Annotated in this window: 15 protein-coding genes; 10 read left to right on the top strand and 5 right to left on the bottom strand. The window is 64.9% G+C overall.

Going from position 1 to position 14,539, the window contains the following annotated elements; all coding sequences use genetic code 11:
- The first annotated feature begins 15 nt into the window (after positions 1–15).
- Positions 16–876, top strand: coding sequence for a hypothetical protein (locus ACEOAB_RS06645; protein ID WP_413748284.1), 861 nt, complete (start codon positions 16–18; stop codon positions 874–876).
- Between the two features lie 68 nt (positions 877–944).
- On the opposite strand, the gene ACEOAB_RS06640 is transcribed toward ACEOAB_RS06645, so the two are convergent.
- The 5 genes from ACEOAB_RS06640 to ACEOAB_RS06620 all read right to left on the bottom strand — a co-directional run bounded on the left by ACEOAB_RS06640 (position 945) and on the right by ACEOAB_RS06620 (position 6,975).
- The gene (locus ACEOAB_RS06640) at positions 945–3,530 is read right to left on the bottom strand and encodes a bifunctional aconitate hydratase 2/2-methylisocitrate dehydratase (protein ID WP_495653553.1); all 2,586 of its coding nucleotides are present in this window, start codon (positions 3,528–3,530) and stop codon (positions 945–947) included.
- Between the two features lie 76 nt (positions 3,531–3,606).
- Positions 3,607–4,155 carry a hypothetical protein gene (locus ACEOAB_RS06635; RefSeq protein ID WP_056586807.1) on the bottom strand — a complete coding sequence of 183 codons (549 nt, stop codon included), beginning with the start codon at positions 4,153–4,155 and terminating at the stop codon, positions 3,607–3,609.
- Positions 4,156–4,190: 35 nt separating this feature from the next.
- On the bottom strand, positions 4,191–5,189 hold the full coding sequence (locus tag ACEOAB_RS06630; protein WP_413748286.1) for an HpcH/HpaI aldolase/citrate lyase family protein: 999 nt from the start codon (positions 5,187–5,189) through the stop codon (positions 4,191–4,193).
- Positions 5,186–5,974, bottom strand: coding sequence for a trans-aconitate 2-methyltransferase (tam, locus tag ACEOAB_RS06625; RefSeq protein ID WP_413748287.1), 789 nt, complete (start codon positions 5,972–5,974; stop codon positions 5,186–5,188). The genes ACEOAB_RS06630 and tam overlap by 4 nt, the downstream gene beginning before the upstream one ends.
- A 14-nt stretch (positions 5,975–5,988) precedes the next feature.
- Positions 5,989–6,975 carry a malate dehydrogenase gene (locus tag ACEOAB_RS06620; RefSeq protein WP_413748288.1) on the bottom strand — a complete coding sequence of 329 codons (987 nt, stop codon included), beginning with the start codon at positions 6,973–6,975 and terminating at the stop codon, positions 5,989–5,991.
- 181 nt (positions 6,976–7,156) lie between these two features.
- Between ACEOAB_RS06620 and ACEOAB_RS06615 the strand changes: the two genes are divergently transcribed.
- The 9 genes from ACEOAB_RS06615 to ACEOAB_RS06575 all read left to right on the top strand — a co-directional run bounded on the left by ACEOAB_RS06615 (position 7,157) and on the right by ACEOAB_RS06575 (position 14,513).
- On the top strand, positions 7,157–7,915 hold the full coding sequence (locus ACEOAB_RS06615; protein ID WP_413748289.1) for a GntR family transcriptional regulator: 759 nt from the start codon (positions 7,157–7,159) through the stop codon (positions 7,913–7,915).
- A 233-nt stretch (positions 7,916–8,148) separates the two neighbouring features.
- Entirely contained in the window at positions 8,149–8,595 is a 447-nt protein-coding gene (gene sdhC / locus ACEOAB_RS06610) for a succinate dehydrogenase, cytochrome b556 subunit (RefSeq protein WP_413748290.1), read from the top strand.
- Between the two features lie 13 nt (positions 8,596–8,608).
- The gene (sdhD, locus tag ACEOAB_RS06605) at positions 8,609–8,974 is read left to right on the top strand and encodes a succinate dehydrogenase, hydrophobic membrane anchor protein (protein ID WP_007830510.1); all 366 of its coding nucleotides are present in this window, start codon (positions 8,609–8,611) and stop codon (positions 8,972–8,974) included.
- A 7-nt stretch (positions 8,975–8,981) separates the two neighbouring features.
- Positions 8,982–10,790 (top strand): succinate dehydrogenase flavoprotein subunit, encoded by a 1,809-nt coding sequence (sdhA, locus tag ACEOAB_RS06600; protein ID WP_413748291.1) that lies wholly within the window; start codon positions 8,982–8,984, stop codon positions 10,788–10,790.
- A gap of 16 nt (positions 10,791–10,806) precedes the next feature.
- Positions 10,807–11,508, top strand: coding sequence for a succinate dehydrogenase iron-sulfur subunit (locus ACEOAB_RS06595; RefSeq protein WP_056510083.1), 702 nt, complete (start codon positions 10,807–10,809; stop codon positions 11,506–11,508).
- 23 nt (positions 11,509–11,531) lie between these two features.
- Positions 11,532–11,846 carry an FAD assembly factor SdhE gene (locus ACEOAB_RS06590; RefSeq protein ID WP_007830507.1) on the top strand — a complete coding sequence of 105 codons (315 nt, stop codon included), beginning with the start codon at positions 11,532–11,534 and terminating at the stop codon, positions 11,844–11,846.
- 24 nt (positions 11,847–11,870) lie between these two features.
- On the top strand, positions 11,871–13,181 hold the full coding sequence (gene gltA, locus ACEOAB_RS06585) for a citrate synthase (protein ID WP_056586793.1): 1,311 nt from the start codon (positions 11,871–11,873) through the stop codon (positions 13,179–13,181).
- A 121-nt stretch (positions 13,182–13,302) separates the two neighbouring features.
- Positions 13,303–13,443 carry an entericidin A/B family lipoprotein gene (locus ACEOAB_RS06580; protein ID WP_056586789.1) on the top strand — a complete coding sequence of 47 codons (141 nt, stop codon included), beginning with the start codon at positions 13,303–13,305 and terminating at the stop codon, positions 13,441–13,443.
- A gap of 116 nt (positions 13,444–13,559) precedes the next feature.
- Positions 13,560–14,513, top strand: coding sequence for a LysR family transcriptional regulator (locus ACEOAB_RS06575; protein ID WP_413748292.1), 954 nt, complete (start codon positions 13,560–13,562; stop codon positions 14,511–14,513).
- The last annotated feature ends 26 nt before the right edge of the window (positions 14,514–14,539 follow it).

Genomic DNA, 14,539 nt, shown 5'->3' with positions numbered 1-14,539 from the left:
CCCACGGAACCCTGCATGCTTGCCCCGTCCGAACTCCAGCAGTTCTTCCCCGTGGTCATGACACCGAGCCACGACGGCAAGTTCTTCCAGAACTATGTCGCGTCGATGCTGAACTTCACTGTCCAGTCCGAGCGCGCCGGCATGCGGATGCAGGTGCTGATGCACCAGGGCGAGAGCCTGGTGACGCGCGCGCGGAACAACTGCGTGGCCCAGTTCCTCGCCAATCCGCAATGGACACACCTGTTCTGGATCGACGCGGACATCGGCTTCTCGGCGCAGGCAGCCTTCCGCCTGCTGCTCTCGGGCTACGACATTGCAGCTGGCGTCTATCCCCTGAAGCGGGAAAACTGGCCCGAGGGCGGCGTGGCCGCTGGCACCACGCAGCAGCAGTTCGAATCCACCTTCACGCGCTACACCGTCAACGCAAAGGCCTCCGAGACCAGCGCGCAGGTCGAACTCAGGATCCAGCCCGACGGCTTCATGGCGATGACCGAAGCGCCGACCGGCTTCATGGTGATCAAGCGCTCGGTGTTCGAGCGGCTTATTGCGAGCTACCCCGATCTCAGCTATGTGCCCGACAGCATCGGCGAGGCCGACCTGGGCCTGCACTACCGCTTCTTCGACGTCATGGTCGACCCCGTGACCCGCCGCTATCTCTCGGAAGACTACGGCTTCTGCCGCCTGTGGTCAGGGCTGGGCGAGTCGGTCTACATCGACGCCAACTCCAACCTGACGCACCAGGGGGCCAAGCTCTACCGCGGCGACTTCGCCAGTTCGCTGTTGGCGTCCCTGCCCCATGCCGTCGGGGGCCCGGCCGGCGCGGCCATGGTGCTCACGGGCCAGGAATACCTGAACCCCAACCCGCCTGCACTCTGAACCCTGCGCGCCGCCAATGAAAAAGCCCCGGCGAAGGGGCTTTTTCATAGAGCGGACCGAAGAGAGGATCAGGCCGCGACCGAATCCGCCACGCCCTTGTAGTCCTCGATCTTGTCGAAGTTCAGGTACTGGTAGATCTGCGCGCTGGACGCATCGAGCACGCCCGTGGCAGCCATGTATTCCTCGCGCGTCGGGATGCGACCCAGGCGCGAGCAGATGGCGGCCAGTTCGGCCGAGCCCAGGTACACGTTGGTGTTCTTGCCCAGGCGGTTCGGGAAGTTGCGGGTGCTGGTCGACATTACCGTGGCGCCTTCGCGCACCTGCGCCTGGTTGCCCATGCACAGCGAGCAGCCCGGCATCTCGGTGCGGGCACCTGCATTGCCGAACACGCCGTAGTGGCCCTCTTCGGTGAGCTGGTGTGCGTCCATCTTGGTGGGCGGCGCAATCCAGAGCTTGACCGGAATGTCGCGCTTGCCTTCGAGCAGCTTCGACGCTGCGCGGAAGTGGCCGATGTTGGTCATGCACGAGCCGATGAACACTTCGTCGATCGCGGCGCCGGCCACGTCGCTCAGCGTCTTCACGTCGTCGGGGTCGTTCGGGCAGGCCACGATGGGCTCGTGGATCTCGGCGAGGTCGATCTCGATGACCGCGGCGTATTCGGCGTCGGCGTCGCCCTTGAGCAGTTGCTGGTCGGCCAGCCATGCCTCTTGCGCGGCGATGCGGCGTTGCAGCGTGCGCGCGTCGGTATAGCCTTCGGCAATCATCCACTTCATCAGCGTGATGTTGCTGTTGATGTACTCGGCGATCGGCTCCTTGTTCAGGTGCACGGTGCAACCAGCGGCCGAGCGTTCGGCCGAAGCGTCGCTCAGCTCAAAGGCTTGCTCCACCTTCAGGTCGGGCAGGCCTTCGATTTCGAGGATGCGGCCCGAGAAGATGTTCTTCTTGCCTTGCTTGGCCACGGTCAGCAGGCCCGCCTTGATGGCGTACAGCGGAATGGCGTTGACCAGGTCGCGCAGCGTGACGCCGGGCTGCATCTTGCCCTTGAAGCGCACGAGCACCGACTCGGGCATGTCCAGCGGCATCACGCCGGTGGCAGCCGCGAAGGCCACGAGGCCGGAGCCGGCCGGGAAGCTGATGCCGATGGGGAAGCGGGTGTGGCTGTCGCCGCCCGTGCCCACGGTGTCGGGCGTCAGCAGGCGGTTGAGCCAGGAATGGATCACGCCGTCGCCCGGACGCAGCGAAACACCGCCGCGGTTGGCCATGAATTCGGGCAGTTCGTGGTGCATCTTGACGTCGACCTTCTTGGGGTACGCCGCCGTGTGGCAGAACGACTGCATGACGAGGTCGGCCGAGAAGCCCAGGCAAGCCAGGTCCTTCAGCTCGTCGCGGGTCATCGGGCCGGTGGTGTCCTGCGAGCCGACCGAAGTCATCTTGGGTTCGCAGTACGTGCCGGGGCGAACGCCCTGGCCTTCGGGCAGGCCGCAGGCGCGGCCGACCATCTTCTGTGCGAGCGAGAAGCCCTTCTTGGTGTCGACGGGGCTGGTCGGCAAGCGGAACAGCGTCGACACGGGCAGGCCCAGTGCCTCGCGCGCCATGGCCGTCAGGCCGCGGCCGATGATCAGCGGAATGCGGCCGCCGGCGCGCACTTCGTCGAACAGCACGTCGCTCTTGACCTGGAATTCGGCGATGACCTTGCCGTCCTTCAGCGCCTTGCCTTCATAGGGACGCAGCTCGACCACGTCGCCCATGTTCATCTGCGTGACGTCGAGTTCGATCGGCAGCGCGCCCGAGTCTTCCATCGTGTTGTAGAAGATGGGGGCGATCTTGCCGCCGAGGCAGACGCCGCCGAAACGCTTGTTCGGCACGAAGGGAATGTCTTCGCCGGTGAACCAGAGCACCGAGTTGGTGGCGCTCTTGCGCGACGAACCCGTGCCGACCACGTCGCCGGCGTAGGCCACGAGGTGGCCGCGCGCGCGCAGGTCTTCGATGAACTTCACCGGGCCGCGCTTGCCGTCTTCCTCGGGCACGATGCCGGGGCGCGCGTTCTTGTGCATCGCCAGGGCGTGCATCGGAATGTCGGGACGGGTCGTCGCGTCGGGGGCGGGCGACAGGTCGTCGGTGTTGATTTCGCCAGCCACCTTGAAGATGCTGACGGTGATGCTCTTGGGCACTTCGGGACGGCTCGTGAACCACTCGGCGTCGGCCCAGCTTTGCAGCACACCCTTGGCGTGCACGTTGCCCTTGTCGGCCTTTTCCTTGACGTCGTGGAACTGGTCGAACATCAACAGGGTTTTCTTCAGGCCTTCGGCCGCCACGGCGCCGACTTCGGCGTCGTCGAGCAGGTCGATCATGGGGCTGATGTTGTAACCGCCGAGCATGGTGCCGAGCAGTTCGGTGGCGCGGGCGCGCGACAGGAACTCGCTCTTCTCGGTGCCGTGGGCCACGGCCGCAAGATAGCTCGCCTTGACCTTGGCCGCGTCGTCGACGCCGGCAGGCACACGATGGGTGAGCAGATCGAGCAGGAAGGCGCCGTCTTTTGCGTTCGCGCTCTTGAGGAGCTCGATCGCTTCAGAGGTCTGCTTCGCGCTCAAGGGCAGCGGCGGGATACCGAGCGCGGCGCGTTCGGCAACATGGTCAACGTAGGCTTGCAACATCTTTTTTTCTCCGGAAACTGGGCTGGCGGGCGTGCAACGCAGCAAGCAAGAGCCGCGCCGCACGCCGTTTCGTTACTTACTTCTTGGCCGGGTCGGCGCCTTCGAAAAGGCTCTTCGGCGGGTTCTTCTTCATTTCTTCTGCAAACGCGACCTGGGCGGGCGTCTGGCATTCGTCGGCGATGCGCAGGCCGGCCTTCTGGTTCATCAGCATCGACTTGTTGCCGAGCTGCAGCCACATGGCGCCGGCACGCGGGTCTTCGAGGCGGATGGCGCCGGTGCGGCTTTCGACCGGGTGCATGCGGTACTTGAGGCCCTTGGTGGTCACGGTGAAGAAGCCGGGCTTCTTCTCGTCGGGCGTGACGGTCACATCGGCACCGAGTTCGCACTGGGCGCGGCCGGTCGACACGCGCTGGGCCACGGCCAGGTCGGCGTCGTTGAGCGTCACGTCGGTATCGGTGTTGACCGGCGTGACTTCCTCGACGGCCTTGGCGGCGCGGCGGGTGACTTGGTGCTTGGCCGGCGCCTTCTTGGCCGTCGTCTTGGCGGCGGGCTTGGCCGCATCCTGGGCCAGTGCGGCGAACGGCAGCGCCAGCGCGACGGCGGCAATCAGGGCAATTTTCTTCATGTGTGGGTTTCCTTGAGCTGGATTCAGGGGTGGTTTCAGGAGGCCGCGAGCGCAAACCAGGCTTTCGCCTCGGGGGGCAACGCGCGCCCTGTTGCGTGGGCACGCATCAAGACCTGCCAAAAGTGGCGGTAGCTCGCGCGGTCGTGCAATGTGCCATCAATTTGTGTCGGAGCCCAATCCGCGGCCGCGGCTTTTGCAATGATTTGTGAGGCGATCTGAATCTGCGCCTCGTCCGGCGCAAAGGCCTCGAGGATGGGGCGGATCTGGTTCGGGTGGATGCTCCACATGCGCGTGTAGCCGAATTCGTCGGCCGCCTTGCGCGCCGCCGTGCGCATGGCATCGGCGTTGTTGAACTCGGTGACCACGCAGTGCGACGGCACCTTGCCATAGGCATGTGCGGCCGACGCGATGGCCAGCTTGGCGCGCACCACCAGCGGGTGGCTGAACTGCCCTGCCGCACCCATGCCATCGGCGGGGATCGCGCCGGCATGCGCCGAGACGAAATCCATGAGGCCGAAGCTCAGGGACTGCACGCGCGGATGGGCGGCAATCTCGAAGGCGTTGTGCACGGCGAGCGGCGATTCGATCAGCACATGCAGCGGCAATGCGTCGGCATCCGCCGCCTCGAGCGCCGCAACAGCCTGCAACACATCGGCCACCGATTCGACCTTCGGCACCATCAGGTGGCTCAGGTGCTGGGCGGCACGGCCTGCAATGGTGATCACGTCGCCGGCAAAGGCGGGGTGGTCGACGGGGTGCACGCGCACGCCGACGCGCATGCCGGGTTTCGCGGCCAGCGCCAGTTCGGTGACGAGCGCGGCATGCTCGGCTTCGCCGCCCACGGGGGCGCCGTCTTCGCAATCGAGCGTGACGTCGAACACGCAGGCGCCGAACTCCTCGGCCATCTCGGCCTGGAGCGCGAGGCTCTTCTTCATGCGCGCTTCAACGCCGCTGTAGTGGTCGCACACGGGCAGCGTCACGGCGCCGGCCTGTGCACCCAGCAGCACTTCGGCGGGATGGACTGTGTGGGTCATGCCTTGCTCTTTTGCGCCACGATGAACATGCGCGGGAAGGCGAGCAGCCGCTTGCCGTCGGCGCGGGCGGGGTATGCCTCGTCCACGCGGCGCTGATACTCGGCAAGGTAGCTCGCCTGCAGGTCAGCCGGCAGGCGGTCGACGAAAGGCTTCAGGCCGGTGCTGCGCACCCATTCGACGATGGAGGCGGCATCGGCCATGCGGTGCTGGTAGATCGTGTGCCAGACATCGACGCTGGCGGCATGCGGCGCCAGCAGGTCGTAGTAGCCGCCGAGCGGCAGCAGCAGGGTGCGCAGCCTGTCGGCATCGCCGATGGGCTCGGCCCACGGCGCTTCGGCCGCCAGCGCGCGCATCAGGCGGTGCGTGGGTTCCTGGCGGTTGTCGGGCATCTGGATGGCGAGCACGCCACCCGGGGCCAGCGCGTCGAACAGGCGCGGGATCAGCTTTTCGTGATCGGGCACCCATTGCAGGGACGCGTTGGCGTAAATGAGGTCGGGCGCTTGCTCCGGAGACTGCGGCGCCCAGGTCGCGATGTCGCTCAACTCGAAGCCCGCCTTCGGCAGCCGCTCGCGCGCGCTGACCAGCATGGCTTCGGAGTTGTCGGTTCCGAGGACTTGTGCCTTCGGGAACCGCTGCACCAGCAGCTCGGTGGAATTGCCCGGCCCGCAACCGAGGTCGACCACGCGGTCGGCTTCGGTCAGCGGCACCCGCGCGAGGAGCTCCTGCGCGGGTCGTGTGCGCTCGTCCTCGTAGCGACGGTAGAGCGCGGGATTCCAGTCGAGCATGCTGAGCGGGTTGCTTACAGCAGGTGGGCGACGCCGGCGCGTTCGCCTTCGAGCTCTTCGAGCGTCTTGTTGATGCGTTCCTGGCTGAATGCATCGATCTCGAGGCCTTCGACCAGCTTGTACTCACCGTTTTCGCAGGTGACCGGGAAGCCGAACATCACGTCATTCGGAATGCCGTACTGGCCGTCCGACGGGATGCCCATCGTGACCCACTTGCCGTTGGTGCCCAGGGCCCAGTCGCGCATGTGGTCGATGGCGGCGTTGGCGGCCGAAGCGGCCGACGACAGGCCGCGGGCTTCGATGATGGCGGCGCCGCGCTTGCCGACGGTCGGCAGGAAGGTGTTCGCGTTCCATTCCTGGTCGTTGATCATCTTGGCGACGCTTTCGCCGTTGATTGTGGCGAAACGGTAGTCGGCGTACATCGTGGGCGAGTGGTTGCCCCAGACGGTGAGCTTTTCGATGTCGGCCACCGGCTTGCCGGTCTTGGCGGCGATCTGGCTGGCAGCGCGGTTGTGGTCCAGGCGCAGCATGGCGGTGAAGTTCTTGCGCGGCAGGTCCGGTGCGCTCTTCATGGCGATGTAGGCGTTGGTGTTGGCGGGGTTGCCGACCACCAGCACCTTGACGTTGCGGCTGGCGACGGCGTTCAGTGCCTTGCCCTGCGCGGTGAAGATGGCACCGTTGACGGCCAGCAGTTCGGCACGTTCCATGCCGGGGCCGCGGGGACGCGAGCCGACGAGCAGTGCGTAGTCGGCGTCCTTGAAGGCGGTCATCGGGTCGCCGTGGGCTTCCATGCCGGCCAGCAGCGGGAAGGCGCAGTCGTCGAGTTCCATCATCACGCCCTTGAGCGCCTTCTGGGCCTTCTCGTCGGGGATTTCGAGCAACTGAAGAATGACCGGCTGGTCTTTGCCGAGCATTTCACCGGAGGCGATACGGAACAACAGGGCGTAACCGATTTGACCGGCGGCACCGGTAACGGCAACGCGGACGGGCTTTTTGCTCATGGGAAGACTCCAGAAGGTGGTGAAACGGGGTAGCGCCCTCGTGGGGCGCCGCGGTCCAGCGGGGGGAAGCTTTCCCGCGGCGCGGGACCGGCCCGCATTTTAAGCCGATTCAACAAAGGCCGTCTTATGTCTTATATAAGATATCCTCTGGGGGTCCGCCACGGCGCACCCCACCGCTGCCATGAACACGCCCTCCACCCTCGACGAGCCCCCGACGCCGTCCTTCAGTCCGCTCTACCAGCAGATCAAGACCCTGATCCTGCAGAGCCTGCAGGCGGGCGAGTGGAAGCCGGGCGAGCCCATCCCGAGCGAGATGGAACTGGCCGTGCGCTTTCGCGTGAGCCAGGGCACGGTGCGCAAGGCCATCGACGAACTCTCGGCCGAAAACCTGGTGGTGCGCCGCCAGGGCAAGGGCACCTTCGTCGCCACGCATGCCGAGCAGCACGTGCAGTACCGCTTCCTCAAGCTCGTGCCCGATGCGGGCGACCCGAACACCGAAGGCCCCGCGGTGCGCACCATCGTCGACTGCAAGCGCCTGCGCGCATCGGCCGACGTGGCGCGTGCCCTCGGCCTGCGCACGGGCGACGCGGTGCTGCAGGTGCGGCGCGTGCTCGCCTACGGCGGCGTGCCGACCATCCTCGAAGACCTCTGGCTGCCCGGCACACCCTTCAAGGGACTCACCGCCGAGCGGCTGCGCGCATGGCCCGGCCCGATGTACGCACTGTTCGAAACGGAGTTCGGCGTGCGCATGGTGCGTGCCGAAGAAAAGATCCGCGCCGTGCTGCCCGATGCCGAACAGGCCGCGCTGCTCGACGTGACGCCGCAGATGCCCCTGCTGAGCGTGGAGCGCGTGGCGCACACCTACCATGACATGCCGATGGAACTGCGCCGCGGGCTCTATCGCACCGACACCCACCACTACAGAAACCAGCTGGGCTGACCCGATGCAGACGAAAGCCGGATACCGGTGCGCCAGCGTGCGCACACAACGCGTGCGAAGCGCTGCGAAGTCAAGAGCATCCGACTGCAACGGTGCACTGACTCGCACGCGTCCGCTGCCCGATGGTGCATTGCAATAGAATTTTGCGTTGTTTGCATTTCCGCAGAAGAAACAAAAGCGTTCGCTCTCAGAACAAGCCAACAAGTCACAAAGCCACGAAAGCAATCCCCCCAATGACAGAGCTTGCAACCCCTCCCCGGCCACCGCGTCGCGAATTCCGCAACATCAATGCCTTCACCGACCTCACGACCTATCGGCTGCCGCCGGCGGGCATCGTGTCGATCCTGCACCGCGTCAGCGGCGTGCTGATGTTCCTGCTGCTGCCGTTCATCATCTGGATGTTCGACACGTCGCTGTCATCTGACTATTCGTTCGCGAGATTCAAGAGCGCTTTCAACGTCGGCATCGGCTTCGCTCCGGGATGGTTCCTCAAGCTCGTCGCGCTCGCGCTCATCTGGGCCTACCTGCACCACTTCATCGCCGGCCTGCGCCATCTCTGGATGGACGTGAGCCACGCCGCGGTGACCAAGGAGTTCGGCCATACCTCGGCCGTCGTCACGCTGGCACTGAGCATCCTGCTCACCGTGGTGCTCGGCGCCAAGCTGTTCGGCCTGTACTGAGAAGGAGCCAACCATGTCTGTGAATTACGGCTCCAAGCGCATCGTCGTCGGCGCTCATTACGGTTTGCGCGACTGGCTCAGCCAGCGCATCACGGGCGGCCTGATGGCGCTCTTCACGATCATCCTGCTCGCACAGCTGATCTTCTCGCGCGGCCCCATCGGCTACGACCTGTGGGCCGGCATCTTCGCCGCGCAGTGGATGAAGGTGCTGACCTTCTCCGTGATCGCTGCCCTGCTCTATCACGTGTGGGTCGGCATGCGCGACGTGTGGATGGACTACGTCCAGCCCGTCGGCATTCGCCTCGCCCTGCAAATTTTCACCATCGTCTGGCTTGTCGGTTGTGCGGGTTGGGCCATTCAAGTGCTTTGGAAGATCTGACCCCACCATGACCTACACAAAAGAAAAAATCACCAAGCGCAAGTTCGACGTCGTGATCGTCGGTGCCGGCGGCTCCGGCATGCGCGCCTCGCTGCAACTCGCACGCGCCGGCCTCAACGTGGCCGTACTGTCCAAGGTGTTCCCCACGCGTTCGCACACTGTTGCTGCGCAGGGCGGCGTCGGCGCCTCGCTCGGCAATATGAGCGAGGACAACTGGCACTACCACTTCTACGACACGATCAAGGGCTCCGACTGGCTCGGCGACCAGGACGCGATCGAGTTCATGTGCCGCGAAGCCCCGAAGGTCGTGTACGAGCTCGAACACTTCGGCATGCCGTTCGACCGCAACCCCGACGGCACCATCTACCAGCGTCCGTTCGGCGGCCACACGGCCAACTACGGCGAGAAGCCCGTGCAGCGCGCCTGCGCCGCGGCCGACCGCACAGGCCACGCGATGCTGCACACGCTCTATCAAAAGAACGTCGAAGCACGCACCCAGTTCTTCGTCGAATGGATGGCGCTGGACCTCATCCGTGACGAAGAAGGCGACGTGGTCGGCGTGACCGCGCTCGAAATGGAAACCGGCGACCTGCACATCCTGCAGGCCAAGACCGTGCTGCTGGCCACCGGCGGCGCAGGCCGCATCTTCCAGGCCTCGACCAACGCCTTCATCAACACCGGCGACGGCCTCGGCATGGCGGCCCGCTCGGGCATTCCGCTGCAGGACATGGAGTTCTGGCAGTTCCACCCGACCGGCGTGGCAGGCGCGGGCGTGCTGCTGACCGAAGGCTGCCGCGGCGAAGGCGCGATCCTGCTGAACAGCAACGGCGAACGCTTCATGGAGCGCTATGCGCCCACGCTGAAGGACCTGGCGCCGCGCGACTTCGTCTCGCGCTCGATGGACCAGGAAATCAAGGAAGGCCGAGGCTGCGGTCCCAACAAGGACTACGTGCTGCTCAAGCTCGACCATCTGGGCGCAGACACCATCCACAAGCGCCTGCCCTCGGTGTACGAGATCGGCGTCAACTTCGCCAACGTCGACATCACGAAGGAACCGATTCCCGTGGTGCCGACCATCCACTACCAGATGGGCGGCATTCCGACCAACATCCACGGCCAGGTCGTCATCCAGAAGGGTGAAGAGAACAGCGCCGTGGTGAACGGTCTCTACGCCGTGGGCGAATGCTCCTGCGTGAGCGTGCACGGCGCGAACCGCCTGGGCACCAACTCGCTGCTCGACCTCCTGGTGTTCGGCCGCGCGGCCGGCAACCACATCGTCGAGTTCAACGACAAGCTCAAGGAACACAAGGAACTGCCCAAGGATGCGGCCGACCGCACGCTGGAGCGCCTGAACCGCCTCGAGTCGACCACCGGCGGTGAATACGCGCAGGACGTCGCCGGCGAGATCCGCGCCGTCATGCAGCAGCACGCAGCCGTGTTCCGCAAGCAGGCCTCGATGGACGAAGGCGTGACCAAGATCGCCGCCGTGCGCGAACGCGTCAAGGCCATCGGCCTGAAGGACAAGTCCAAGGTGTTCAACACCGCCCGCATCGAAGCGCTGGAAGTCGACAACCTGATCGAAGTGGCGCAGGCCACGATGGTCTCGGCCGCCGCCCGCAAGGAATGCCGCGGCGCCCACACCGTGGAAGACTACGAACGCCCGGCGGACGATCCGGTCGCGCCGCTCGGCCGCGACGACGCCAACTGGATGAAGCACACGCTCTGGTACAGCGCGGACAACCGCCTCTCGTACAAGCCGGTCAAGCTGCAGCCCCTGACGGTCGCATCGGTGCCCCCGAAGGTCCGGACATTCTAAAAATTAGGAACACACGATGAAGCGCACATTCCAGATCTATCGCTACGACCCGGACAAGGACGCCAAGCCCTACATGCAGACGATCGAGATCGAACTCGACGGCCATGAGCGCATGCTGCTGGACGCCCTGATGAAGCTCAAGGCGCAGGACCCGACGCTGTCGTTCCGCCGCTCGTGCCGCGAAGGCGTCTGCGGTTCCGACGCGATGAACATCAACGGCAAGAACGGTCTGGCCTGCCTGACCAACATGAACACGCTCAAGGGCACGGTCGTGCTCAAGCCGCTGCCGGGCCTGCCCGTCATCCGCGACCTGATCGTGGACATGACGCAGTTCTTCAAGCAGTACAACTCGATCAAGCCGTACCTCCAGAACGACAGCGTGCCGCCCGAGAAGGAGCGCCTGCAGTCCCCCGAGGAGCGCGACGAGCTCAACGGCCTGTACGAGTGCATCCTGTGCGCGAGCTGCTCCACGAGCTGCCCGAGCTTCTGGTGGAACCCCGACAAGTTCGTAGGCCCGGCCGGCCTGCTGCAGGCCTACCGTTTCATCGCCGACAGCCGCGACGAAGCCACCGCCGAGCGCCTGGACAACCTGGAAGATCCGTACCGCCTGTTCCGCTGCCACACGATCATGAACTGCGTGGACGTGTGCCCGAAGAGCCTGAACCCGACCAAGGCCATCGGCAAGATCAAGGAACTGATGGTGCGCCGCGCCATCTGACGCCCGTCCTGCAAGAAGTCACCATGCAAACCGCCGCCGACTCCGATCAGCCGCTCAGCGAACGTGCCCTGAGCAAGCTGAAATGGCGCTGCCGGCGCGGACTGCTCGAGAACGACCTGTTCATCGCCCGCTTCTTCGAGCGGCACGAATCCCGCATGACCGTGGGTCAGGCGGGAGCGATGGAGACATTGATGGACCTGTCGGACAACGATCTCCTCGACCTCCTTCTGCGCAGAAAGGAGCCCGAGCCCGAATGGGCCGGGGCCGAGGTGGTCGCATTGCTGCAGCTGATGCGAACCGACGGCGCACAGCGTCCCGCCATCTCTCCTTCGTCCTGAATCCACCTCTGAAAGTAAACCGAAATGAAAGCATCCGATACCAAGGCCACGCTGTCGTTCAGCAACGGCGGCGACAGCGTCGATCTGCCGATCTACAAGGGCACCGTGGGCCCTGACGTGATCGACATCCGCAAGCTGTATGCGCAGACGGGCATGTTCACGTACGACCCGGGCTTCATGTCAACGGCGGCTTGCCAATCGGCCATCACGTACATCGACGGCGACAAGGGCGAACTGCTGTACCGCGGCTACCCCATCGAGCAGCTCGCGACCAACTGCGACTTCCTCGAGACCTGCCACCTGCTGCTGTACGGCGAGCTGCCGGACGCCGCCAAGAAGGCCAATTTCACCAAGGTCGTGACCAATCACACGATGGTGAACGAGCAGATGCAGTTCTTCCTGCGCGGCTTCCGCCGCGATGCGCACCCGATGGCCATCATGACCGGCCTCGTGGGTGCGCTGTCGGCCTTCTATCACGACAGCACGGACATCAACAATCCCGAGCACCGCGAGATCGCCGCGATCCGCCTGATCGCGAAGATGCCCACGCTCGTGGCCATGGCCTACAAGTACACCGTCGGCCAGCCCTACATGTACCCGAAGAACGACCTGAGCTATGCGGGCAACTTCCTGCACATGATGTTCGCCACGCCGTGCGAGGAGTACAAGGTGAACCCGGTGCTCGAGCGTGCGCTCGACCGCATCTTCATCCTGCACGCAGACCACGAGCAGAACGCCTCGACTTCGACCGTGCGCCTGTGCGGCTCGTCGGGTACCAACCCCTTCGCGGCCATCGCAGCCGGCGTGGCCTGCCTCTGGGGCCCGGCCCACGGCGGCGCCAACGAAGCGGCGCTCAACATGCTCTATGACATCCAGAAGGAAGGTGGCGTGGAGAAGATCGGCGAGTTCATCAAGAAGGTCAAGGACAAGAACTCGAACGTCAAGCTGATGGGCTTCGGCCACCGCGTGTACAAGAACTACGACCCGCGCGCCAAGCTGATGCAGGAAACCTGCAACGAAGTGCTGACCGAACTCGGCCTGGAGCAGGACCCGCTGTTCAAGCTGGCCAAGGAACTCGAGAAGATCGCACTGGAAGACGAGTACTTCGTGTCGCGCAAGCTCTACCCGAACGTCGACTTCTACTCGGGCATCGTGCAGCGCGCCATCGGCATCCCGGTGCCGCTGTTCACCGCGATCTTCGCACTGGCCCGCACGGTCGGCTGGATCGCCCAGCTGAACGAAATGATCGGCGACCCCGAGTACAAGATCGGCCGCCCGCGCCAGCTGTTCGAAGGCTCGCCCAAGCGCGACGTGCAGCCCATCGGCAAGCGCTGATCGCGCTGCCCGCGCTCAATACGGAAAGCTGCCCTCGGGCAGCTTTTTTGCGTCTTGGCTGACATGCGACGCTCGGGAATCGGCGATAGCCTGCAACGCACCTAGTCGAAGGAGTTTCATCATGAAGTCGCTCGTCGCATTGTTCGCGGTCGCATTTACTCTTGCCGTGCCACTGTCGGGTTGCAACACCTGGAGAGGAGCCGGCCAGGACGTCCAGAAGGCAGGGGAAAAGATGGAGGATTCGGCCAAGAAGCGTCAGTGACGCCCCCTTCGCTCATCGCGCGACGACAGCAATGCCATCGCGCATGGCGATGACCAAGACCTGAAAACAAGGGGAAAATACGGGCTTCCATCTCCATATGAGATGCCAAGACCCGTATGACCTCTTCCGAACGCAACTTCGCCCGGCGCATCGACCTTACGTCGCTGCAGCTGTTCGTGGCCGTTTGCGAACTGGGCAGCATCGGGCGCGCGGCGGAACGCGAATTCATTGCCGCTTCGGCCATCAGCAAGCGGCTTTCGGACCTGGAAGCCACCCTGGGCACCACCCTGCTCTACCGCCACGCGCGCGGCGTGGATCTTTCCCCCGCGGGCGAGAGCCTGCTGCACCATGCGCGCTCGGTGCTCTACAGCCTCGAGAAAATGCAGGGCGAACTCAGCGAATACGCCGAGGGCGTGCGCGGCCATGTCCGAGTGCACGCCAACATCTCGGCCATCGTGCAGTTCCTGCCCGAGGATCTCGGCGCCTTCACGCGCGAGCACGACGCGATCAAGATCGACCTCGAAGAGCATCTGAGCAACGAGGTGGTGCGCGCGATCCAGGAAGGCGCCGCCGACCTCGGCATCTGCCATATTCCCGACGGCACCAACGAGTTGCAGACGCTTCCCTACCGCCACGACCGGCTCGTGCTGATCGTGCCGGCCGGGCACCCGCTGGCCACGCAGGAGCCGATCGATTTCTCCGCCTCGCTGGACTTCGACCATGTCGGCCTGCACACCAACAGCTCGATCTACGTGGCCATGCACCAGGCCGCGCTGGAGGCGGGCCGCAGCGTCAAGCTGCGCATCCACGTGACCGGGCTCGACGCCATGTGCCGCATGATCGACAACGGGCTGGGCATCGGCGTGATGCCGCAGCGCGCATTCGAACTGCTGCAGGCAGGCATCGGCAGCCGCCTGCGCAGCGTGGCACTGAACGACACCTGGTCCAGGCGCGAGATCCGACTGGTGGCACGCGACTTCTCCACCTTGCCGGTGGCCGCGCGCACATTGGTCAACCATCTGCGCACGTCGGCGGCAGCCGCCGATGCTGCCGAGCCTCTCGCCGCATAGAACACAAGACAATTCACCTCCCCACG

The sequence above is a fragment of the Variovorax sp. Varisp53 genome, from assembly GCF_059491555.1.
This window is presented reverse-complemented; position numbering and strand designations above follow the sequence as displayed.